The sequence below is a fragment of the Williamsia sp. Y712 genome (assembly GCF_059445525.1).
Map to the genome: position 1 here is coordinate 1,322,778 of NZ_JCAIUN010000001.1, position 21,375 is coordinate 1,344,152.

The 21,375-nt window shown below is 60.9% G+C and carries 17 protein-coding genes; 10 read left to right on the forward strand and 7 right to left on the reverse strand.

Annotated elements, in window-relative coordinates:
- Window positions 1–4 precede the first annotated feature (4 nt).
- From AC1D75_RS06255 to AC1D75_RS06270, 4 genes are all read right to left on the reverse strand, one after another.
- On the reverse strand, window positions 5–1,198 hold the full coding sequence (locus AC1D75_RS06255) for a hemerythrin domain-containing protein (protein ID WP_495514424.1): 1,194 nt from the start codon (window positions 1,196–1,198) through the stop codon (window positions 5–7).
- A 29-nt stretch (window positions 1,199–1,227) separates the two neighbouring features.
- Window positions 1,228–1,890 carry a TetR/AcrR family transcriptional regulator gene (locus tag AC1D75_RS06260; RefSeq protein WP_495514425.1) on the reverse strand — a complete coding sequence of 221 codons (663 nt, stop codon included), beginning with the start codon at window positions 1,888–1,890 and terminating at the stop codon, window positions 1,228–1,230.
- A gap of 68 nt (window positions 1,891–1,958) precedes the next feature.
- The gene (locus AC1D75_RS06265) at window positions 1,959–2,519 is read right to left on the reverse strand and encodes a hypothetical protein (protein WP_495514426.1); all 561 of its coding nucleotides are present in this window, start codon (window positions 2,517–2,519) and stop codon (window positions 1,959–1,961) included.
- A gap of 55 nt (window positions 2,520–2,574) precedes the next feature.
- On the reverse strand, window positions 2,575–3,594 hold the full coding sequence (locus tag AC1D75_RS06270) for an LLM class flavin-dependent oxidoreductase (protein WP_495514427.1): 1,020 nt from the start codon (window positions 3,592–3,594) through the stop codon (window positions 2,575–2,577).
- A gap of 113 nt (window positions 3,595–3,707) precedes the next feature.
- Between AC1D75_RS06270 and AC1D75_RS06275 the strand changes: the two genes are divergently transcribed.
- Entirely contained in the window at window positions 3,708–4,298 is a 591-nt protein-coding gene (locus tag AC1D75_RS06275; protein WP_495514428.1) for a TIGR03086 family metal-binding protein, read from the forward strand.
- Here AC1D75_RS06275 and AC1D75_RS06280 read toward each other — a convergent pair.
- Window positions 4,292–5,356, reverse strand: a complete 1,065-nt coding sequence (locus tag AC1D75_RS06280) for an MsnO8 family LLM class oxidoreductase (protein ID WP_495514429.1) — start codon at window positions 5,354–5,356, stop codon at window positions 4,292–4,294. The genes AC1D75_RS06275 and AC1D75_RS06280 overlap by 7 nt on opposite strands.
- Before the next feature lie 100 nt (window positions 5,357–5,456).
- On the opposite strand from AC1D75_RS06280, the gene AC1D75_RS06285 reads away from it, so the two are divergent.
- The gene (locus tag AC1D75_RS06285; RefSeq protein ID WP_495514430.1) at window positions 5,457–5,858 is read left to right on the forward strand and encodes a hypothetical protein; all 402 of its coding nucleotides are present in this window, start codon (window positions 5,457–5,459) and stop codon (window positions 5,856–5,858) included.
- Between the two features lie 48 nt (window positions 5,859–5,906).
- Here AC1D75_RS06285 and AC1D75_RS06290 read toward each other — a convergent pair whose 3' ends face one another.
- Window positions 5,907–6,767, reverse strand: a complete 861-nt coding sequence (locus AC1D75_RS06290) for an oxidoreductase (RefSeq protein WP_495514431.1) — start codon at window positions 6,765–6,767, stop codon at window positions 5,907–5,909.
- Between the two features lie 73 nt (window positions 6,768–6,840).
- Here AC1D75_RS06290 and AC1D75_RS06295 point away from each other — a divergent pair, with 73 nt between their 5' ends.
- From AC1D75_RS06295 to AC1D75_RS06325, 7 genes are all read left to right on the forward strand, one after another.
- Window positions 6,841–7,458, forward strand: coding sequence for a TetR/AcrR family transcriptional regulator (locus tag AC1D75_RS06295; protein ID WP_495514432.1), 618 nt, complete (start codon window positions 6,841–6,843; stop codon window positions 7,456–7,458).
- A gap of 258 nt (window positions 7,459–7,716) precedes the next feature.
- Window positions 7,717–8,709, forward strand: coding sequence for a helix-turn-helix domain-containing protein (locus AC1D75_RS06300; protein ID WP_495514433.1), 993 nt, complete (start codon window positions 7,717–7,719; stop codon window positions 8,707–8,709).
- A gap of 370 nt (window positions 8,710–9,079) precedes the next feature.
- Window positions 9,080–9,346 (forward strand): hypothetical protein, encoded by a 267-nt coding sequence (locus AC1D75_RS06305; protein WP_495514434.1) that lies wholly within the window; start codon window positions 9,080–9,082, stop codon window positions 9,344–9,346.
- A 481-nt stretch (window positions 9,347–9,827) separates the two neighbouring features.
- Complete coding sequence (locus AC1D75_RS06310) at window positions 9,828–11,456, forward strand: AAA family ATPase (RefSeq protein WP_495514435.1); 1,629 nt, start codon at window positions 9,828–9,830, stop codon at window positions 11,454–11,456.
- Between the two features lie 155 nt (window positions 11,457–11,611).
- Window positions 11,612–12,283 carry an HNH endonuclease gene (locus AC1D75_RS06315; RefSeq protein ID WP_495514436.1) on the forward strand — a complete coding sequence of 224 codons (672 nt, stop codon included), beginning with the start codon at window positions 11,612–11,614 and terminating at the stop codon, window positions 12,281–12,283.
- A gap of 424 nt (window positions 12,284–12,707) precedes the next feature.
- The gene (locus AC1D75_RS06320; protein ID WP_495514437.1) at window positions 12,708–14,888 is read left to right on the forward strand and encodes an ATP-dependent nuclease; all 2,181 of its coding nucleotides are present in this window, start codon (window positions 12,708–12,710) and stop codon (window positions 14,886–14,888) included.
- Window positions 14,885–16,756 carry a UvrD-helicase domain-containing protein gene (locus tag AC1D75_RS06325; protein ID WP_495514438.1) on the forward strand — a complete coding sequence of 624 codons (1,872 nt, stop codon included), beginning with the start codon at window positions 14,885–14,887 and terminating at the stop codon, window positions 16,754–16,756. The genes AC1D75_RS06320 and AC1D75_RS06325 overlap by 4 nt, the downstream gene beginning before the upstream one ends.
- A gap of 159 nt (window positions 16,757–16,915) precedes the next feature.
- On the opposite strand, the gene AC1D75_RS06330 is transcribed toward AC1D75_RS06325, so the two are convergent.
- Entirely contained in the window at window positions 16,916–17,914 is a 999-nt protein-coding gene (locus tag AC1D75_RS06330) for a hypothetical protein (protein WP_495514439.1), read from the reverse strand.
- 801 nt (window positions 17,915–18,715) lie between these two features.
- On the opposite strand from AC1D75_RS06330, the gene clpB reads away from it, so the two are divergent.
- Window positions 18,716–21,268, forward strand: a complete 2,553-nt coding sequence (clpB, locus tag AC1D75_RS06335; protein ID WP_495514440.1) for an ATP-dependent chaperone ClpB — start codon at window positions 18,716–18,718, stop codon at window positions 21,266–21,268.
- Window positions 21,269–21,375: the final 107 nt, after the last annotated feature.

Genomic DNA, 21,375 nt, shown 5'->3' on the forward strand with positions numbered 1-21,375 from the left:
AGCGTCAGGTGTGCCGGGCGCCTGCGTGAACCTCGGTGCCGACGGTCTGCCGCTGCAGAGCTGTGAGGTTTTGTAGCATGTGCGGCCGCATGTCGGTGTGGTGTGGGAAGAGTCTGGAATAGAGCCAGATCAGTGGTCGCGGGGGTAGCACGGTGATGTCGTAGGAGTGCGTGACCAGCGTTCCGTTGCCCTCGGGCGTGAACGTGTACGTCCAGGTGGTCGAGTCGTGCCGGGTCCGGTCGATGCGCTCGGGGATCGTGCGGAACGCGAACTCGACGCCGGGATCGGCGGCGACGACCTCGCAGACCCGGGACCAGCGCGCGAGCCCTGACTTGTTGTGACCGCGGAACCGAGCGCCCACGGTTCCCGGCTGGGATCCGGCAAGCCATGTGCACGAGCGGCATTCGGGGCTTCGTTCACCGATGTTGGTGACGTCGGCGATGACGGCATATAGAACTTTCGGCTCGGCGTCGATGTGCAGGCTCACCGTTCCATCGGTGCGAAACCCGCCTTCGGCGCGCTGCAGTCGCGGCGCAACGTCGACAGCCGGTCCCCACCGTGCGGTGCAGGCACGCCGATACGGACGGGCAAACCCGTGGAGCACGACAAAACGCACGACCGGGGGTACCAGGTTGACGACGAGGTCGTACCGCTCCTGATCGAGACTGTCGATGAGCCAGTGTCCCTCGATCCCGAGTTCGCGCTTGCTCTTCGGCGCGATGTTCGTCGTCTGGTCCCATTCGTCGAACTCGGCACGGGTGAGAGTGCGCGAGACGATCGGCATCATCTCGTCCTCCTCGCGACGCAGATGCGGGAGGAGCTCGTTCTCGAGCGCCTCGACCGAAGACGCCAGCTCCGGCAGTGCCGAGTCGTCTGCGCGGTAGTTCGTGGCGGCTGCGGCCAAGCGGTCGATCGCCGGCGAGACGCGCGCGTGGTCGGCCTCCATTTGATCGAGCAGCGGACCGGCGGTGGGGTTGCGCTGCCGGATCAGTGGCCACAACCCATCCTCGGCAGTGTGATGCCGGTGCAGGAACTCGGTCATCCAGATCAGGTGGTCGGCAATCGCCGTCCGCTGGACGGCATCTGGCGAAGGTTGTTGTCGAAGCGCGGTCTTCGTTCGGGTGATGTCTCGGCGCAGCGCGGTGTGCACGATGCTGTTGATCCGCGTATCGGCGGGTGCGGTCGGATCGGTGTTCATCTTTCTTGCCTTTCGGCGGGCCTGGCTTGTCACGCCGGGCGTGAGAACAGTTCCTCGATGCGGTCGGCGAGCCAATTCTCGTACCGATCCCGGCTCCAGCCGGAGTCGCGGACGAGCAGGTCGTGAACCGCGATGCTCGTGAGCATCCAGATCTCGTCGAATTCGGTGTCGCGGAGCTTGCGGCCCGCGATCAATTGACCACCGGCGGCAGTTTGCTCGCGGCGGTTTCGGTCGAGCGTGCAGAGAAGCTCGGCGAGGCGGTCGTCCGTTGCCGCACCCTGACGCAAGGCGGCGTCGAGTCGAGACGTGCGTTCGTTGATGGCGCCCATCAACCCGGCCGCCGCGCGGACTCTGGTTCGGAGCGTGGGCCCGCTTCCGAGCGCGGCGTATTCGGGTCGGTCGGCCAACGCGACGGGTTCGTCGTCACCGGCGACCGCCACGTCCACAACAAGCTTCAACACTTCGGCTTTGGATCCGATTGTGGCGTAGATGGTTTCAACGGACACACCAGCGGTGCGCGCGATGAGCGCCATGTTGGTGCCAACCCACCCGTTCGCGGCGAACAACTCGTTGGCGGCCTGAAGGACGGCGGCCCGGGTTTGAGCCGCCTGTAAACGTCGCCGCGGGGATCGGTAGGTACGTGTTGTTGGTGGCGTACCCACTGCCTCGGCGTCTTCCTTGGCCGTCGACACACACCCAAACTACAACGCGTCCGTTTTCAATACAAGGTCTATGTAGCGAATTGTTTCGGCACTGGTCATCATCGGTCCGCGAGTATGGGTGCATCGAGCCACGTGCCCACGGCGGGTGCATACAGGAGAGAGCTACCGATCACCGCGAAACCGGCCATCACGAGCGGCAGAATGGCGATCACCCCGCCGACCACCTCATGGGCAGGCTCGGAGACCCACCAGTACTGGAACTCGACGGCCACCGCGATTGCGGCGATGACGGCCAGCGCCGTGCGTCCCGAGTTGAGCCGGTCGCGAACCCGGATGATCCCGACGGCCGCGACCGCCACGATCAACAGCGCCACGGTGGCGTTGCCGATCATGATGAAGTCCACTGTCCGAGCGGTGTCGTTGCGGTCAGTTGCGGGGTGCTCGGCGGCGAAGGAATCAGACACCGCATCGCGCACGTCCGCGTGGTTGAGCGCGGTCCCGACGGCGGCGGTCACCAACGTCGCCGCCGCGACCAGCCATACGACCGCGGCGGCGTCGACGAGTTGGGGTCGGTGATCGGCGGCGGATTCCTGCGGGGGCGCAATTCGGATCTCCGGCCGACCCCGCCGACCCGGCCATGGTCGCCCGGGTTCGTCCATAATGCGATGGTACGTCGGGCGGGACGTGTGTCGGCGGCTCCTCTCGGCCCGGCCGTCAGCGCCAGCCGAGTGCGGGCGCGACGTGTTCGAGGATCGATTCGATGACGTGGGCGTTGTAGTCGACGCCGAGCTGATTCGGCACGGTGAGCAGCAAAGTGTCGGCCGCGGCGATCGCCTCGTCCTCGCGGAGCTGCTCGATCAGTCGGTCCGGTTCGTCGGCGTAGCTGCGACCGAACCGGGCGATGCCTCCATCGATGACACCGACCTGATCGGCGTCATCGCCGCCACGACCGAAGTAGGCGCGGTCGCGGTCGTCTACGAGTGCAAAGATGCTGCGGCTCACCGATACTCGTGGCTCCCGCTCGTGACCGGCCTCTTTCCAGGTGTCGCGGAATCGCTCGATCTGCTCGGCCTGTAGCTGGTGGAAGGGGACACCGGTGTCCTCGGCCAGCAATGTCGAACTCATCAGGTTCATGCCCTGCTGCGCGGTCCACTCGGCGGTCGCGCGGCTGCCCGCGCCCCACCAGATCCGGTCGCGCAGGCCCGGCGACTGCGGTTCGATACCGAGCGCACCGGGCGGATTCGGGAACATCGGCGACGGGTTGGGCTGGGCGAATTTCGCGCCCGAGATGACCTTGAGGAAGACGTCGGTGTGCTCGCGCGCCATCTCGGCGTCGTTCGAGTCCTCACCGGGGACGTAACCGAAGTAGTGGTAACCGTTGATGACCTGCTCGGGGGATCCACGGCTGATTCCCAACTGCAGCCGGCCTTCTGAGATGAGGTCGGCAGCGCCTGCGTCTTCGGCCATGTACATCGGGTTCTCGTAGCGCATGTCGATCACACCGGTGCCGATCTCGATCCGACTTGTTTTTGCGCCAACCGCTGCGAGCAGCGGAAACGGAGAGCCGAGTTGGCGGGCGAAGTGGTGAACCCGGAAGTAGGCGCCGTCCGCACCGAGTTCTTCGGCCGCAACGGCGAGATCGATGGATTGCAGGAGAGTGTCCGCGGCAGACCGCGTTTGTGAGCCCGGCGAGTCCGACCAATGCCCGAACGACAGAAATCCGATGTTCTTCATGACCATATAAATAGAACTGCGGTCCGTTTAATTCCCTGGCCTGCCGCCACCGATGACGTCGGGCATTCTCTTCGGTCTATAAGTTCGGGACAGTCGATGGGAAGGCGGCGTTGATGATCGACTTCAGGGCGGCAGCGGAGGCATTGGCGGATCTCATTGCGCAGGTGGGTACGGATGATCTCGAGCGGCCGACACCGTGCGACGACTACACCGTGGCCGACCTGTTGATGCACATCGACGAGGGCGCCATCGGATTCACAGCGGTGGCCGATGGCGCAATGTCGAGCCCCGCCGTCGGCGCCGTCGAGGACCACGCATCCCGACTGCAGGTCGGCGACCACGTACGTGACCTGGGAAGCGCTTGGTTGCAGGCGCGGGCCTGGGTCGGGGACTCCGACGTGGGTGGTCTCGAACTATCGAACGAGACCTGGGGGAAGATTGCCCTGACCGAGGTCATCGTCCACGGCTGGGATCTGGCAGTGGCCACCGGCCGCGGGTTTGCCGCACCCGAACAACTGGTGCGCGCCTGCCATGGCCACGTGGCGGTTTTCGTCCCGGATGCCCCGATACCAGAACTGTGGGGCGAGCAGGTCGAGGGCAGCGAGACTATGTCGTTGCTAGACCGGACGGTGGCCATCACCGGTCGTGATCCGCGGTCCTGGCTCGGTCACGACGGTGTCGACAGGCGCGGGGGATTTCAATGAGCAGCCTGCCCAACAGGGTTGGTGAAACCGTGCCGGGGCGGCAGTCCGAACGCCTGCGCGATGTGGTCGTGGGACTGGCGACGGGCGATGGGTTCGGCGATGAGGTCCTGGAGCATCAGTTCATCGGCGCCGCTCTCCTCGGCCATCTGTTCGAGCGTCGCGCGCACGTCGTCAGGACCGCCCGCCACGAACCGGGGCCAGCGACCGTCGATGATGGTCGTGGGCTCGCTCTTCTCCGCATCGGTCATCTCCCGGACCGCCTCGTCAGCGGACGGAATGCTCACCGATCCCGCAGAGCGCCCGGCTCGGCTCAGGCGTGCGTAGAACCCCTTCGCGGAGTTCGCGAGGTGTTCGCCGTCGGCCCTGGTTTCGCCGACGGTGACGTTGACGGCCAGGATTGCGCGAGGACTGTCGAGTCCGAAGCCCTGGGCCCGAAAGTTCTTGCGGTAGTGGCGTAGCGCCGGTGCTGCATCGGTCGGACGGATGAAGCCTGCGAACGTGTAGCCGATGCCGAGACCTGCCGCCAGATTCGAACCGTTCGGACTCGACCCGAGAAGCCAGGTCTGCGGGACCTCGGGTACCGACGGCATGAGTTGGTGTCCGGCGAACGGGTGGTTGTCGGGGAAGGCGTCATACAGCCACGACAGGGTCTCGAGTACCTGCTGCTGGTGGTCGACGTGAGCCTGGTGCTCCCTGTTCTGCTGCAGTGCCATATCGATGACAGGACCTGTGGTCGCGCGGCCCATGCCCAGGTCGATGCGGCCGGGGGCCATTGCTTCCAGTTGTTTGAACATCTCCGCAACCTTGAACGGGCTGTAGTGGTTCATCAACACGGCGCCGGAACCGAGCCGGATGTCGGACGTCTGCATCGCCGCGGCTGCGATCAACAGTTCGGGGTGATGAGAGGCACCTGACCGGCTCAGGTGGTGTTCGGCGAACCAGATGCGGTGGAACCCTGCGTTTTCCGCATGGCGGGCAGTCTCCAGAGAATCAACCAGCGCCTGCTTCTCCGTGGTGCCGGGTGCAACAGTTCCCAAGTCGACGATCGACAGCTTCACGGGCAGTCTCCTCTGTGTCGGGGCGCGCAGGGGTGGGACGTGCGTAACGTCCCAACTTCCATAACCGACAGTAGTGATACTGCTACCGAATGGATCTCAAATGAGAAGCGCATCTATCGCTGCACGCATCACCGCCACTGTTGTATCGGGGTTGGCCGTCGCGGCGTTCGTCGGCGCAGGCACCGCCCACGCGGGCGGTCAGCCTGCCGCCCAGGCAGCGCCCCCGAATTGCGCCATCCATTGGGATGCCTTCAGCGCATCGGTGAACTGTGATGACACCAGTGCTCCCCCCGGCAGGGAGTATGTGCTGATCGTCGACTGTTGGGGCCTGCACGGTATTCCGTACGCTTTTCCGCTTTACGAGGTCGGGCCTTACAGCCAGTCCAGTCGCTCCTTCGTGCCGACAGGTCAGGCGACCGGGGGATGCAGCACGAATTGGGGTGCCCCCTCGTTGAATGCCTTAGTGATCACCAACGCCCACGTGGAGATCTATCGCCAATAGCAGGACCAGGGAGCCGGCGCCTCGGTGGCAACGCGTTGTGAATGCGGGTCAGAGTTGTGCTCCGTCGGGGAAGTCCGTTGAGCGGGAGAGTGTTTCCCAGTCGCTGATGTCGTTGTCCACGGCTGTGCGGGCGGTTGTTACGAGCCGTAGGGCGTCCGAACCGAGCACCAGGTGTGCCGGCGGATTCGGGGCGTCGATGACGTTGAGGATGGCTTCGCCTGCCTTGACGGGATTGCCGAGCTGATTTCCGCTGGCGGCCAGACGGTTGGCCCGCACGGGCTCCATCAAATCGTCGTAGTCGGCGATCGATCGGTCGGTGCGGACCATCGAGCGTCCGGCCCAGTCGGTGCGGAAGGATCCGGGTTCGATGGCGGTGACGTGGATGCCGAAGGCCTTGACCTCTTTGCCCACGGTTTCCAAGATTCCCTCGAGCGCGTATTTGCTGCCGTGGTAGTACGCCAGGCCCGGTACGGTCATCATCCCACCCATCGAGGTGACACCGAAGATGTGCCCACTGCGGCGGGCTCGCATGTGGGGCAGGACCGCCTTGATTGTGGCGACCGCACCGAAAACGTTGACATCGAACTGTGCTCGCAGCTCCGACATCGGAGACTCCTCGAACGCCCCCTCGTGCCCATACCCGGCGTTCGCGATCACAACGTCGATCGGACCAAGCGACGCCTCGATGTCGTTGACCACCGCGAAGACCGCATCGTCGTCGGTGACGTCGAGCTGCCGAGCGACCGACCGGCCCGGCGCGATTGCCGCGAACGCCTCCGCATCGGCCTGCTTGCGCACTGTCCCGACCACGGTGTGTCCGGCTTCCAGCGCTGCCTCGGCAAACGCACGACCGAGACCGGAACTCACACCTGTGATCGCAAATATCTTCTGCTTGTTGCTTGCCGTCATATCGGCGACTGTACATGGCGCAGATAAAAATCGACGCTGTGTAGATAAATGTCTACACAGGTAGGGTGGCGGCATGTCGCAACCCAGGGAAGCCAAGGGCCGCCGCCGGGTGTCTCCCTCCAAGGGGGATCAGCGAGAGCTCGCGATCCTCGACGCCGCGGAGCGGCAGTTGGCGAATGACGGTTTGGATCGGATGACCGTCGAAACCATTGCGACGTCGGCCGGTATCACTCGGGGCGCGCTGTACTTCTACTTCGGCTCCAAAGACGCGGTCCTGACCGCGCTCGTCGAAAAAACACTTGCAGGCCTTCTCTCGGACCTTCAGCGCGCAGGTGCTTCCGAGCGGCCCGGTGATCCACTGGAAGCGGTGCAGCACAGTCTGATTCAGACTGCGCGCATGTGGGACGAGCACGGCAGCGTGATGCGGGCCGCGGTCGACTTGTCGCCAACTGTTCCCGACATCGACGACCTCTGGCAGCGTACGGTGACTGCCACGGTGGACACCCTGTGTCCGGTGATGATTCGCGCGGGTTTGCCGCCAGGTGAGGGGCCCGCCGAAGCAAAAGCAGTCACCAAGGCGCTGGTGTGGATGACCGAGCGCTCGTTATACCAAGCCTCACGTCGTGGTGCTTCGCTTACTCGGACGGCGGAAACCTTGGCCCACCTGTGGATCTCAGCCGCACATGGCTAAGGTGCTGTACTCCTGATCGCTTCGTTGGATCCACTACCCAGGTGACGTGTGGCCGGATCAGACCGCGCCGACGAGTGATCGGCAGGCGCGATGTTGTGGCGCAGCGCATTGCCCGCGCTGGCACCGGCAACAATCTTGCCGATTGCGCTCCAAAACTTGTGTGTCGCTTGGCGGTTCCTTTTCTGCATAGATCAATGATCGGAGATCTGGGACGCGCCGACCAGTGGCACTGATGCCTACTATCGATAAGATAGTGACATGAGTGAGGTTCAAGGTGCTGACCGTCGTCGGGTAGCCGTGCTCGCGTACGACGGGATGACTGGTTTAGAGATGGGGATAGCGGCAGAGATCTTTGGTCTCTCGGAGCTGTCCGAGCTGTTCTGGCCAGGTATCGAGCAACCCTGGTACGACCTGCGTCTGTGTACCGCTACCCGTGGACCGGTGAGGATGGTGGGCGGCGCGAACCTGCGAACGCCGTACGGCCTCGACGATCTCGCTTCCGCGCACACCGTGATCATCCCGAGTGTGGCCGATGTGCGCGAGTCTGTGTCACCGGGTTTGCTCGAGGCGGTTCGCCTTGCCGCCGATCGGGGCGCACGAATGGTTTCCTTCTGTTCGGGTGCGTTTGTCTTCGCTGCGGCGGGCCTTCTCGACGGCAAGCGTGCGACAACACATTGGCGGTACACCGCCATGCTCCAAGAGCGCTATCCCGCAGTTGATGTCGATCCGCGCCCGCTCTACATCGACGAGGGTTCTGTGTTGACGAGCGCCGGATGCTCAGCTGGACTCGACCTCTCACTGCACCTCGTGCGCCTCGACTACGGCCCGCAGATCGCCAATGTTGTTGCTCGGAGCTTGGTGGCGGCACCGCATCGTTCCGGCGGCCAGGCGCAATACATCGAAAGTCCATTGCCGTCGCCGGCCGGTGACACCACCATCACCGACAGCATGAATTGGGCGCTGGCCCGCATCGATCAACCGATCAGCTTGGATGAACTCGCGGACCAGGCCATGCTGTCCCGGCGCAGCTATCTACGCCAATTCACCAAAGCGACTGGAACAACGCCGATCAAGTGGCTCATCGCCAGACGTATCGATGCAAGTTTGGAATTGCTTGAGACCACAGATGTGCCGGTGGAACGTATCGCCGGGATGGTTGGATTTGCCTCGGTGATCACGTTTCGTCATCACTTCACCCGAATCATGGCCGCCACTCCCAGCGAGTATCGCAGTACCTTCGCTGCGGCCTGACGCTCGGATACGATCAAACAGGTGTGGTGGAGTGGGACTGTTTCCGGTGGCTGAGCGGGCACTCGTAGTACAGCTGAGGTCCTGTGGATAGCGTCCCCGTCGATGACACCAGCGATCAACGAACCGTTCCCCTGGTCGGACGCGGACCATGTCAGCCAGTTCCTGTGCCGGGCCCATTCATGCTCGGTATTCCTGAACGCCGTCAATTCGATTCCGCATCTGCGCTTTTTAACTACATCCTCGAACTGGCCGGCCAGTATGCCGCAGGCGCAAGGCTCCTCCCTCGCGATACCGATCGCGCAGCGTTCCTCGGTCGGTCGCGGCAGGGTGGGCCCAGCTCGATCCCGCGGAGTATCCCTTCATCAGTCAGGTGGCCGCGCAACTGCCCGAGCACGACGATCGTGAGCAATACCTCGCCGGCATCGACCTCATCCTGGCGGGCATCACGTCAATCCACCAGGCGCTCAGATTAAACCGACGACGAGGTGCTAGGGCCCATACTTCGCGTGCGGCCACCGCCAATAGAACCGCGCCGATGGTGAGCATCGTGCGCAACTCCACACTGCTGAACACGCCCGGAGTGACCGCGACGGTTGGCTGCAGCAGCAGCGGAATACATCCCGTCCAGATCTGCTGACTCCTAGGGCGAACCAGTCCAGTAGTCCAGATATTTGGCCAGCCAGTCCAGACTTCACGCGAACGCGCAGAGTATGCCGCGCTCGACCAAAGTTGGGAGGTAATGTTAAGTCTGGACTGAGTTTGAGTGAAAGCCCGGACTCAGTTGTGATCCGGGACTGACCTGCATGTATGTGCTCAGCCTCCTCTGGAACCCGACGAAACATCATGCATCGATTCGCCCCTATATGTGGCGGCGGTGCCGGCGCACCAAACCACGATTGGGATGCTTGCTTATGGCTGAGTCCGAGGATGTGGGTAGCGAAGCCCGCCCCCTTGTATGGGGCTTACCGCAGACCACTACAACCGCAGTTTTTCAGCCAATGGGGCTAGTGGCTGCTACGCAGCGATCACTATTGCGAGTCTCGGACGCCTAAATGAATTATCACCCTGCATTTGAGGCTGACTAGGCGCCCGCCGGATCGTCGGCCGGATAAGGATATGTGACCGCTGTAGTCAGGACGGTGCCGAACCCGAACAGTCGCTCACACTTCCTGATCCATCGGGCAATCCATGGCAACGAACTTACCGATAGAGTCTCCCCAGGTGTAGAGGACGTGGCGATGTTGAGATTTGCAGTAGATCATGAGAATACGACGCCCGGCCAGGGGCGACCTTACGCGTTGCTCCGTCGCGACGGCTGGGATGACTACCATTTCAAGACGATGTTCAGGGTGGACATCTATCTCGAAGACGGCAGCCAGCTATCCCTTGGCAACGTCAAGATTCTCGTCCATGGGCAGGCTGAAGGACCTACGCCCATAGCCGCCAACTTCACGGTGCTAGATGATAAGTATTGCTCGCTAGGGCAGTCTGCTGAGTACTACGAAAAACTGATGGCATTGCCCACGAAGCTTCGCGACGACTATCTAGCTGCTATGCGGGACGCTGCCGCAGACTCTTCGATTCGCGACGCGTTCCATGGTGAACCGGGCTGGGAAACTTCACTACTCCGGTTCGGTGAGGCAGACAACGCGCTCGTCGTTGGCAGCCAGCTCATTTCAGGAAGCGCCAAGCAGCCAGGCGTCGCGTCGTTCAACTTCGGGTGGGACCACCACGGTGGTGTAACACCAATCAAGTTCGATTTCAACGACGCCGGCCCGCTGCCGGGTCGATGCCACATACTGATCGGCTACAACGGCGTGGGAAAGACCACTTTGCTAGCAGATCTGGCACTCACCATCAGCCGTGCGGGAGTCAAGGATCGCAGCAAGCTACGTTCATGGCTGGAAGGGGCGGATACCACCTTCGGTGCGGTTGTGGCGGTCTCATACAGCGCCTTCGACACTTTTAAGACGCCCGAAACAGTCGCGACTGATGCTGATGGTTCGACAAGCGGGTTCGGCTATACCTACTGCGGGTTGAGGCAAATCAACAAGTCGCAGAGCGAGCCCACTGGCGCGTACGAACTGAAGTCAATCAATGAGATTGAGACCGAATTTGCGACAGCTCTTGATGTCGCAGGTAGTCGCCCCGAGCGTGGCCATCTTGTGGAGGCGTTCGACGCGCTGTCTGCGGAACCCTCATTCGGTCGCATTGGAGTCGACCTGACCAGGCTCGGGAATAACTTAGGTCGCGACTCGGCGATCAATGACTTCGGCCGCCTTAGTACCGGACACAAGATCGTGCTGAATATCGTCGCTCAACTTGCCGCACACCTACGCCCGCGCTCACTGGTGCTAATCGACGAACCTGAGACTCACTTGCACCCGCCGCTTGCCGCAGGGTTGCTTAGGGCTGTCCAAATTCTCTTGGGCCGATACGATTCATTCGCGATCGTGGCGACGCACAGTCCGGTCGTTGTTCAGGAAGTCCCAGCTCGATTTGTGACTATCTTGGAGCGCATTGATGGGCAGACCTCCGGCCAGCCAACAGAGATCGAGACGTTCGGCGAGTCAATCGGAACCATCACACGATTCGTCTTTTCCCTGGACAGCAGTGCAACCGACTACCAAGGCGTACTCGCCGACCTGGCATTGAGTTACTCGGTTGATGAGATCGAGGCAATGTTTGAGCCAGGCCTCAGCTCGCAGGCACGGGCGCTCGTCCTCAACTACATGAACCGCCGATGATTGCAGCGACTACTCCGACGATAAACAGTGAAAGGCTCTTTCGGAAGCTTGTCGGCAAGCGATCATACAAAGACGCCCGATTGCTCAAAATTCTGGAAGCTAATATCTTTGATCGGTACCACGCATATGTAGACGGCAATGGACTCTGCGCCCCTGTGACCTGGAATGAAAACGAAACGAGCGTACTTAAGGACAACTGGGATGCCCTGCGCGCCATCGATTTCTCGGACATACGTCCGACGATCTTCTCTGCAACCACGGGACTCTGCTTTCTGTGCGGAAACGTCAAGGCTGGCGAAATTGATCACTATCTACCGAGGAGTGTTTTTCCCGAGTTTTCAGTGCTCGCGCTGAATCTGATTCCTGCCTGCCGTCGCTGTAATAACAAAAAGAGGACCCGTTACGAGAAGGCGGGAAAGCGCCTCTACTTCCATCCGTACGTGATGGAACTGCCCAAGGAACGGTTCGTTAATGCGAAGGTCGCCATCGGGGACACTGTGGAGGTCACCTACGCGATCACACAATCTCCGAACATGGGTCGCAGCGTCTATGATGTTCTGGCAGCACACTTCCAGGACCTCGGCCTCGCGGACCTTTATCAGGATGAGGCAATTCAACACATGGCCGAGCAGCGCAACGCTTACTACCAGTATTATCGACACGAAGGACTCCCTGGTCTACGGCAATATCTGCGTCGCGACGCCAACTCTGTCTCGGCCGTTCGTGGCGAGAACCATTGGAAGCCGGTGTTGCTCAATGCCCTTGCGGCGAGCGACGACTTCTGCTCTGGCGAATTCCGCCTGCTTGGACCTGAAAGTCCTGTCTGAGACCTGATCTTGCGAGTGGCGGGTCAGTTCGTACGCAAACCGAATCTGCCAGTGGGAAGCCCGAAAGGCCGGATGGTGTTCATCGTACTCAGGTCGTTGGTACAGTCGCCATATGCGACCTTGGTCAAAGGCTATGCACTCTCCTTTGAGACCATCTGAATTCCCCGCTCGGGACGGCGCCAAGGAGCTACACCGTCAATGCAACGAGATAGACTGATTCGCAAGCATTTCCTGAGCGTCGTATGCGCCACGCGAGTGGCGCGTGAGCGATCCTCAGGTCCTCAGGCTCGCGGTCCAGCCGGCGTCCGAGTCGATAGGTGGTCGTGTCAAAGAAGCTCGCGTCTGGCAGGCATATTGTTGATTTGTAAGGGCTTGAAGAATACGCGGTTGGAACCGATGTGGAATTTAGAGATCTGGGGGACGAGTGCATATTAAGTCTTTTCGTGTGCAGAACTTTAGGCGACTGAAGAGCGTGCGTATCGATCTGGAAGACGACCGCACGATCTTCGTTGGCGCGAACAACAGCGGTAAGACGTCTGCGACTCATCTCTTCCAGATGTTCCTTGGCCAGCAGCCAAGGGCACCGTTCCAGATCTATGACTTCACAGCTGACTGTTGGCAGGCGTTCAACACATTCGATCCAGACTCCGGTGACTCCGTCGTGGATCTCCCAGAGATCACGTTCGACCTCTGGTTCGACGTGGACGACAATAACCTGCACCGGGCAATGGATCTACTGCCCAGCCTGGATTGGGCAGGAGAGCCTCTGGGTGTCCGAATGTTGTATGGACCTCGGAACGGCGAGAAGCTCGTCGCAAACTATAAAGAGGCCCGCGCGAAGACGGAGGCTGCGCCGGGCAAGGAGGCGTCCTCGTTCAAGCCCTGGCCCCAGACGATGTTTGAGTACCTGAGCAAGCGTCTGCAGCAGGAATACGAGATCAAGTATTTCGTGCTCGACGCCCGTCAGTGTGACAAGGAGTTCATGCCGAACGAGGGTTACGAACCGTTCTTCCTTGGCACGCATACGAGCGGTGCGTCGAAGGTGATCGGATCGATTGTCAGGGTTGACTTCCTCAATGCTCAGCGGCACTTGTCCGACTACGACTCGCACGGGAGAAGCGAAGACCTCTCGAAGCGGTTGAGCCGATTCTACGAGCGCAACCTGCAAAAGCTAGACAGCGATCTGGATGCGCTCGGAGTTATCGCTGACTCCGAGGAGCGATTGAACACACACTTCGCGGAGGTCTTCGGGCCGACTCTCAACCGGCTCGGCGAGGTGGGATATCCCGGCGTCGCCAGCCCTGGTTTAGTCATCAAGGCGTCGTTCAACGCGCATAGCATCCTCGGGACAAGCGCGAAAGTGCACTATGCGTTGCCACCTCAGGTGGGGGGACCAGCGATTAAGCAGACACTGCCCGACCAATACAACGGCTTGGGGTTCAAGAACCTCATTTACATGGTGGTTGAGATGCTGGACTTTCATCAGGCGTGGGCCGATTCGGAGGAGGACCGTCCGCCGATTCATTTGGTCATGATCGAGGAACCTGAGGCGCATTTGCACGCCCAACTACAGCAGGTGTTCATCCGGAAGATCCTTGAGATCTTGCCAAAATCCGAGCCGGAGTTCCAGACCCAGCTGCTCGTCACGACCCACTCCCCTCACATCATCTACGAAAGCAATTTTAAACCGATTCGCTACTTTTGCCGGTCGGCTTCGAACGGTCTGCAGTTAAGCGACGTCAAGAACCTCTCGACGTTCTACCTCGAAGAGGAAGTCGCGACCCGGGAGTTCTTGCAGCAGTACATCAAGCTTACCCACTGCGATCTGTTCTTCGCTGATGCTGCGGTGCTGGTCGAAGGCAACGTCGAGCGTTTGCTGCTGCCACTGGTCATCGAGCAATCGGTGCCGGACCTGCGCTCGTGCCACCTGACGATTCTCGAAGTGGGGGGCGCCTTCGCGCATCGCTTCGAGAAGCTGGTGGACTTCCTCGGCCTGCCGACGCTTGTGATTACCGATCTCGACAGTGTGTCATCTGGATCGGGAAATGAATCTGATGACGATGAGCCGCCGCGTGCGTCGTCTTGCACTGTCGATACTCCTGGGGCGCAGACGTCGAATGAGACCTTGAAGCAATGGTTGCCGAAGATCGTCGGTATCCAAGAGCTGCTAAGCGCTGACGTCGATGCGAAAGCCCCAAAAGCCGCCGATGGATCTGCAGGGGTTGTTCGTGTCGCCTATCAAACGAAGGAAGAAGTGATGTGGCAAGGCGCTGCCGATGCCCGCGCAGGACGAACTCTGGAAGAAGCATTCGCGCTGCAGAATCTCGAGTGGACGCAGGCCGATGATGGCAAGCATTTGGGTCTGAAGATTGCGAAGGCTGCCGATCTGTCTGTCAAAGATCTGCACGAAAAGCTCTACACTCGCATCAAAGGTTCGCATTTTGACAAGACAAGTTTCGCCCTCGGCGTTATCGCAGAGACCGCCCGAACTTGGAAGTCTCCCGAGTACATCGTGGAAGGGCTTGAATGGCTGCGCGATAGGCTCGAACTCGTTATCCCTGAAGAAGCGCACACCGACAGTTCTCCGGCACCGGAGTCACAATGACATCAAGAACGGATGTCCCGGATACGGACGCAGACTGTCAACTTCGCGAGATCCTGGATCAGGACCACCTGATCGGCTTCACAGTGGTCGCCGGTGCGGGGTCGGGCAAGACCACGTCACTTGTCAAGGCGTTGGCGCATGTCACGGGGACACGCGGGCCGTCCCTGCTTGCGAAGTCGCAACGGGTGGCGTGCATTACGTACACCGAGGTCGCGGCGCGAGAGATCCACGGAGAGATTGGCAATGACCCGCTCGCGTCGGTGTCGACGATCCACAGCTTCCTGTGGTCGCTCGTGAGGCCGTTCCAAAAAGACATAGGAGCTTGGGTGTCCGCGCGTGTCGACGAGCGGATTGAGCTCCTTCTCACTAAGCAAATGGGCTACAAACCGGGCACGCGGGCGACCACGAAGGAGAAGGACACGGCCGATCTTGAGAAGCGGCGACACCAAAAGTCGGCTGTGAAGACCGTGACTCGCTGGAACTATGGCATCGGTGGAGACTACGCGCGGGGCGTCCTTGGCCACGCCGACATACTTAAGATGGTTCCACAAATGCTGCTAGAGCGCCCGTTGTTAGCGAGGCTCGTGGCGAGACAATTCCCGTTCGTCTTCGTTGACGAAAGTCAGGACACGTTCCCTGAAGTTGTCGAATGTCTGAAGCATGTCTGGTTGCTCGCAGAAGGAAAGATGTGTCTCGGGTTCTTCGGCGATCCGATGCAGCAGATCTATCAGCAGGGTGTTGTCTCCGTTCCGCCGGAGCCCGGCTGGGGCAATGTCGACAAGCCCGAGAACTTTCGTTCTTCTCGGCGTGTCCTCGCGTGTGTCAACGCGATTCGCTCCGAGGGTGACTCTCTGAAACAAATCAGTGGCCTCGTCGAGAGGCAGGCGGAGGGCGAGGCATTCTGTTTTATTCTGCCATCAGACGACGGGCGCAGCGAGAATCTGGAATTGGTTCGTTCATGGCTGGATAGCCATAGTGGCGCTGGCAACTGGACGCGTAGTGCGCGCGAGGGCGGTTCGAAAGTCCTAATGATCGTGCATCGCATGGCAGCACGACGGCTCGGATTCGAAACCCTCTATTCCGCGTTTAATGACAACGGCGCCAATAGCCTTAGCCAGTCCTTCGAAGAGGGAACTGCATGGCCACTCGCTCCCTTTCGAGACGTGATTCTTCCGATCTGCCTTGCGGAAGAGGCCAGGTCGCCGGCTGTTCTGGCCGTACTCAAGGAGCGCAGCCCATTGCTGCGGGCCGGGCGTGGGTCTCGGCAACTTCGAGAGGCGTTAGCGGCGAGCCGAACCGCAGTCGACGAATTGCGGAAACTCGTTCGCGGTGACCAGGAAGTGACCCTCGGTCGACTCCTGCGACGCGCATCCGAGCGGCAGCTCTTGGAACTGGATCCGCGTTTGGCGACATATCTCGATCCGGACGGCGAACACCAGGATGTCGTTCTGGATGGGAAGACGTGGGCAGTGATCAGCGCCATGATGAGCTGTCGCTTCTCCGAGCTCGAGGGCTACTACACCTACGTGAAGCAAGAGTCTCCGTACTCCACCCAGCACGGTACGAAGGGCTCGGAATTCGAGCGAGTTATCGTTGTGCTCGATGACGACGAAGGAGCGTATTCGCTCTATTCTTACGAAAAGTACTTTGGGCTGAAGGAACTTTCCGACAAGGACATTGAGAATCAGTCACAGAGCAAAGACTCCGTGATCGAGCGCACTCGCCGCCTGTTTTACGTGTGTGTTTCTCGCGCACGGGAATCTCTCGCGATTGTGATGTTCGTTCCCGACGTCTCACGTGCCGTAGCCGCAGTCGGAGAGTCCGCCATTGGCGGTCTCGTGGATGTTCTGACGATTGATGATTTGTGAGCGTCAGGTTGCGATTTTTGCTTCAGCTAGTGCACCTGCGTTCTGCCTTGTAGCAGACAACGATAGGGAGAGGTCTGAGTCTGTGTGGCTGCGCAGTTTTTTTGTCGGAACCCCTGAGCATCGCCCTTGGTGGTGTGCGTTGTCCTTGGACGCATCACTTCACTTATCGTCGCTGGGGCTGAGGCGTTCAAATACTTGTGTGGCGATCGCCAGGATCGACGCGTCGTCGATCTTGACAGTCTTGTCGAGGTTAGGTGCACCAAACACCCGGCGCGCAACTTCAGTCATGACCTCGGCTGCTTGATCATCGTTCAGCTGGCGCACGAATGCTCCGACTGATTTGAGTTGTACAGCAGTAGCTTCTGCCCACCACCAACGGCTGCGGTGGTGGGCAGACAGTCTTCCTGCGTAGGCGGCTAGTGCTGCAAAGGGCAATGTGAGCGCAAGATGTACAAGTTGATCGGCCCAGGTGTCTCCTGCCTGCCACCAGAGAGTCAATGCGGCAACGGCGACAGTTCCGAGCAGACCAATTGTCACGACTCCTGACCAGAAGCGAGCAGTCTTTCGCTCGGCGGCTGCTAGATCGTTGAAGTAGCGCGAGAGCGTTGCTGTACCAGCGAGGCCCGCTGCTTCCCGAGCTCGCTCTGCTGAACGAATCGCGCTGTCTGCTGCGGCACCCGCGGTTACAGCGGACAACGCGTCATCCAGGCGTTTGTCGTACGCTCTCGCGAACCCGAAAAGCTCAGCTTGCCATTGCTTTGCGGCCGCATCCATGTTGGTCGTGCCCTCGTACATGACCGCGAATCGGGTTGAACCGTCGCGGGAGCCAAGGTAGTCTCGCTCGCCGGTGGCACCATTGGCAGCCGCACGAGCTAGCCAGACCGACAAGAATGAGGTCACATGCTCCGGCCAGCTGCTTCCTCGTTCAAAGTAGTCGCCGAGCATCTGCTGTAGGTATTCAGCAAGTTCCTCGACATCGGGGACCGCGACGAACTCAACGAGGTAACGATCTGTGGGAACTGATTCTTGACCAGGGTTGGCGCGCGTTGCCGGCAGAATGGGAATTGGCGATTGGAAGAACAGTCGATGAATCTCCTGGCATGCCCACGCTAAGAACTCAAGGAAGTTCACGTCGAGTTGTGCTGCGCGCTTTCGCATTTCTGTTGATGCGGGGTCTTTAACTTGATCAATGAGATCTGCAAAGCCTTCGAGGACCGCATCCGCAGAACGCTGAGGGTGTGATCAACATCCGGCCCCGAGAGCGAAACTCCCGATTTCCACGTGGGTTCTGTCGACAATGACTCAATCATCGGTACACCATATTTGCCTATACATGCCATGTGGAGAAGAACGGTGACGAGAATGAGGTGCCCGACGTCTGAAGAACCGCGCTGGGTGGACGCGGACCCGGAGTATCGGGACCCGCACACGCCACGGGTCAACACCTGGTAAGAGTCAATCCTAGGGCGACGGCGAGGTCGTCAGCGATCTTAGACCAATCCGGCCCGGTCACGCAGATGGCCAACAGCCCCGGCGCAGCGGATTGGTCCCGTATGTCGACGTGGTGGCTAGTGGTCGGTTTCCATAGTGGGAGCCTAGCGGCGAAGGGCGACCAACGCTGGGCACGAAAATGCGGTCTGACCTGCCCTCACTACGTTGTTCGGTCGCTATAGTTGAAGCGCTTCTGGCGCAGCGCGCATGGTGGTCGGAGCGCGCAACATCTGTGCGACCGTCGGCCATACCGTTTCGGGGCTCGGCGTTTTTGCCAAGGAGGTTGCGGACGGTGAATTACGCGATGTCGGAGTCCTCGGGTTGGCGCAGCGAGCAACTGTCGGATTGGAACTTCGACCATTTCATAGTTGAGTGGAACAGACTCAACTCTCTGTGTGTTACACCACCTGAACGGGCGCAAGGGCGACCCGTAAGTTGCTTGTATAGACCTTAGAAGGAAGGTGACTCGTGGACAGCTTCAACCCCACCACCAAGACACAGGCCGCGTTGTCGGCCGCGATCCAGGATGCAGCCGCATCCGGAAACCCCGATGTCCGACCTGCTCACGTGCTTGTGGGCCTTCTCGATCAGTCCGACGGAATCGCTGCGCCGCTGCTCAAGGCGGTGGGCGTTGATCCTGCTCAGATTCGCACCGCGGCGCAACAGCTCGTCGACCGGATGCCCAAGGCCTCCGGCGCAAGCTCGACCCCGCAGCTCAGCCGCGAGAGCATCGCGGCCATTTCGGCAGCTCAACAGCTCGCCGGCGAACTCGACGACGAGTACGTCTCGACCGAACACCTGGTTGTCGGCCTGGCCAAGGGTGACTCTGACGTCGCCAAGCTTCTGTCCGGTGCCGGCGCGACCGCCCAGGCTCTCCAGGATGCGTTTGTCGCAGTCCGTGGCAGTGCCCGCGTGACCTCGGCCGACCCGGAGAGCACCTACCAGGCCCTGGAGAAGTACTCCACCGACCTGACCGCCGCCGCGCGTGAAGGCAAGCTCGATCCGGTCATCGGCCGCGACACCGAGATCCGCCGCGTGGTCCAGGTGCTCAGCCGTCGGACCAAGAACAACCCGGTCCTCATCGGTGAACCCGGTGTGGGTAAGACCGCGATCGTCGAGGGGCTAGCCCAGCGCATCATCGCCGGTGACGTCCCGGAGAGTCTGCGCGGTAAAACCGTTGTGTCCCTGGACATGGGCTCGATGGTCGCCGGTGCCAAGTATCGCGGTGAGTTCGAAGAGCGCCTGAAGGCCGTTCTGGAAGAGATCAAAGGCTCTGCCGGACAGGTCATCACGTTCATCGACGAGCTGCACACCATCGTGGGTGCCGGTGCCACCGGTGATTCCGCGATGGACGCGGGCAACATGATCAAGCCGATGCTCGCCCGCGGTGAACTGCGCCTGGTGGGTGCCACCACACTCAGCGAATACCGTCAGTACATCGAAAAGGACGCGGCCCTCGAACGCCGATTCCAGCAGGTCTACGTCGGCGAACCGTCGGTCGAAGATGCCATCGGCATCCTGCGTGGACTCAAGGAGCGGTACGAGGTGCACCACGGCGTCCGGATCACGGACTCCGCACTGGTGGCCGCCGCGACACTGAGCGATCGCTACATCACGTCGCGGTTCCTGCCAGACAAGGCCATCGACCTTGTCGACGAGGCGGCATCTCGACTCCGGATGGAAATCGATTCGCGCCCAGTCGAAATCGATGAGGTCGAACGCATCGTTCGTCGACTCGAAGTCGAAGAGGTCGCGCTGCAAAAGGAAACCGACGCCGCGTCGAAGATTCGTCTCGACAAGCTCCGTCAGGAGCTCGCCGACCAGCGTGAGAAGCTCAACGAGCTCTCCGCCCGCTGGCAGGGTGAGAAGAACGCCATCGACTCGGTGCGTGACCTCAAAGAGCGCCTCGAAACACTTCGCGGTGAATCTGAGCGGGCCGAACGCGATGGCGATCTCGGCCGGGCAGCCGAACTGCGATACGGCACCATCCCGACTCTGGAGAAGGAACTTGCTGCCGCCATGGAGAAGTCGGGTGCAGACCCGACCGGCGACGTGATGTTGCAGGAAGAGGTCGGACCCGACGATGTGGCAGAGGTGGTCGCAGCCTGGACCGGTATTCCGGCCGGACGCATGCTCGAGGGTGAAACCGCGAAACTGCTTCGGATGGAAGACGAACTGGGCTCCCGGGTCATCGGCCAGAAACTGGCCGTCGAGGCTGTGTCCGACGCGGTTCGTCGCGCTCGGGCCGGTGTCGCCGACCCGAACCGGCCACTGGGATCGTTCCTGTTCCTCGGGCCGACCGGTGTCGGTAAAACCGAGTTGGCCAAGGCTCTTGCCGAGTTCTTGTTCGACGACGAACATGCCATGGTTCGCATAGACATGAGCGAGTACGGCGAAAAGCACAGCGTGGCACGGCTCGTCGGTGCGCCTCCGGGCTATGTCGGCTACGAGGCCGGTGGTCAGCTGACCGAGGCCGTTCGGCGTCGCCCCTACACGGTGGTGCTGTTCGACGAGGTCGAGAAGGCTCATCCGGACGTGTTCGACATCCTGCTGCAGGTGCTCGACGAAGGCCGGTTGACCGACGGTCAAGGCCGCACGGTCGACTTCCGCAACACCATCTTGATCCTGACGTCCAACCTGGGAGCAGGCGGCGACAAGGACCAGGTGATGGCTGCGGTCCGGTCGGCATTCAAGCCTGAGTTCATCAACCGACTCGACGACGTCGTGGTGTTCGACGCGCTGACGGCTGAACAGTTGGTGTCGATCGTCGACATCCAGCTCGGACAGCTGGGCAAGCGTCTGGCACAACGCCGACTCCAACTGGAGGTCTCCGAGGACGCCAAGAAGTGGCTTGCCACACGCGGATTCGATCCGCTCTACGGTGCTCGTCCACTGCGCCGGTTGGTGCAGCAGGCCATCGGCGATCAGCTTGCCAGGGCTTTGCTGGCCGGCAAGATCACCGACGGCGACGTGGTCCCGGTGACCACCAGCGACGACGGCGAGACATTGGTCGTCGGCTGACCCGGCTGAGTAATTGAACAAGAACCCCTGCGCCACATCGGTGCAGGGGTTCTTGCTTTTACGAGCACGAGGAATGGCACCGCGAGAATCATATCGAACATACGTTT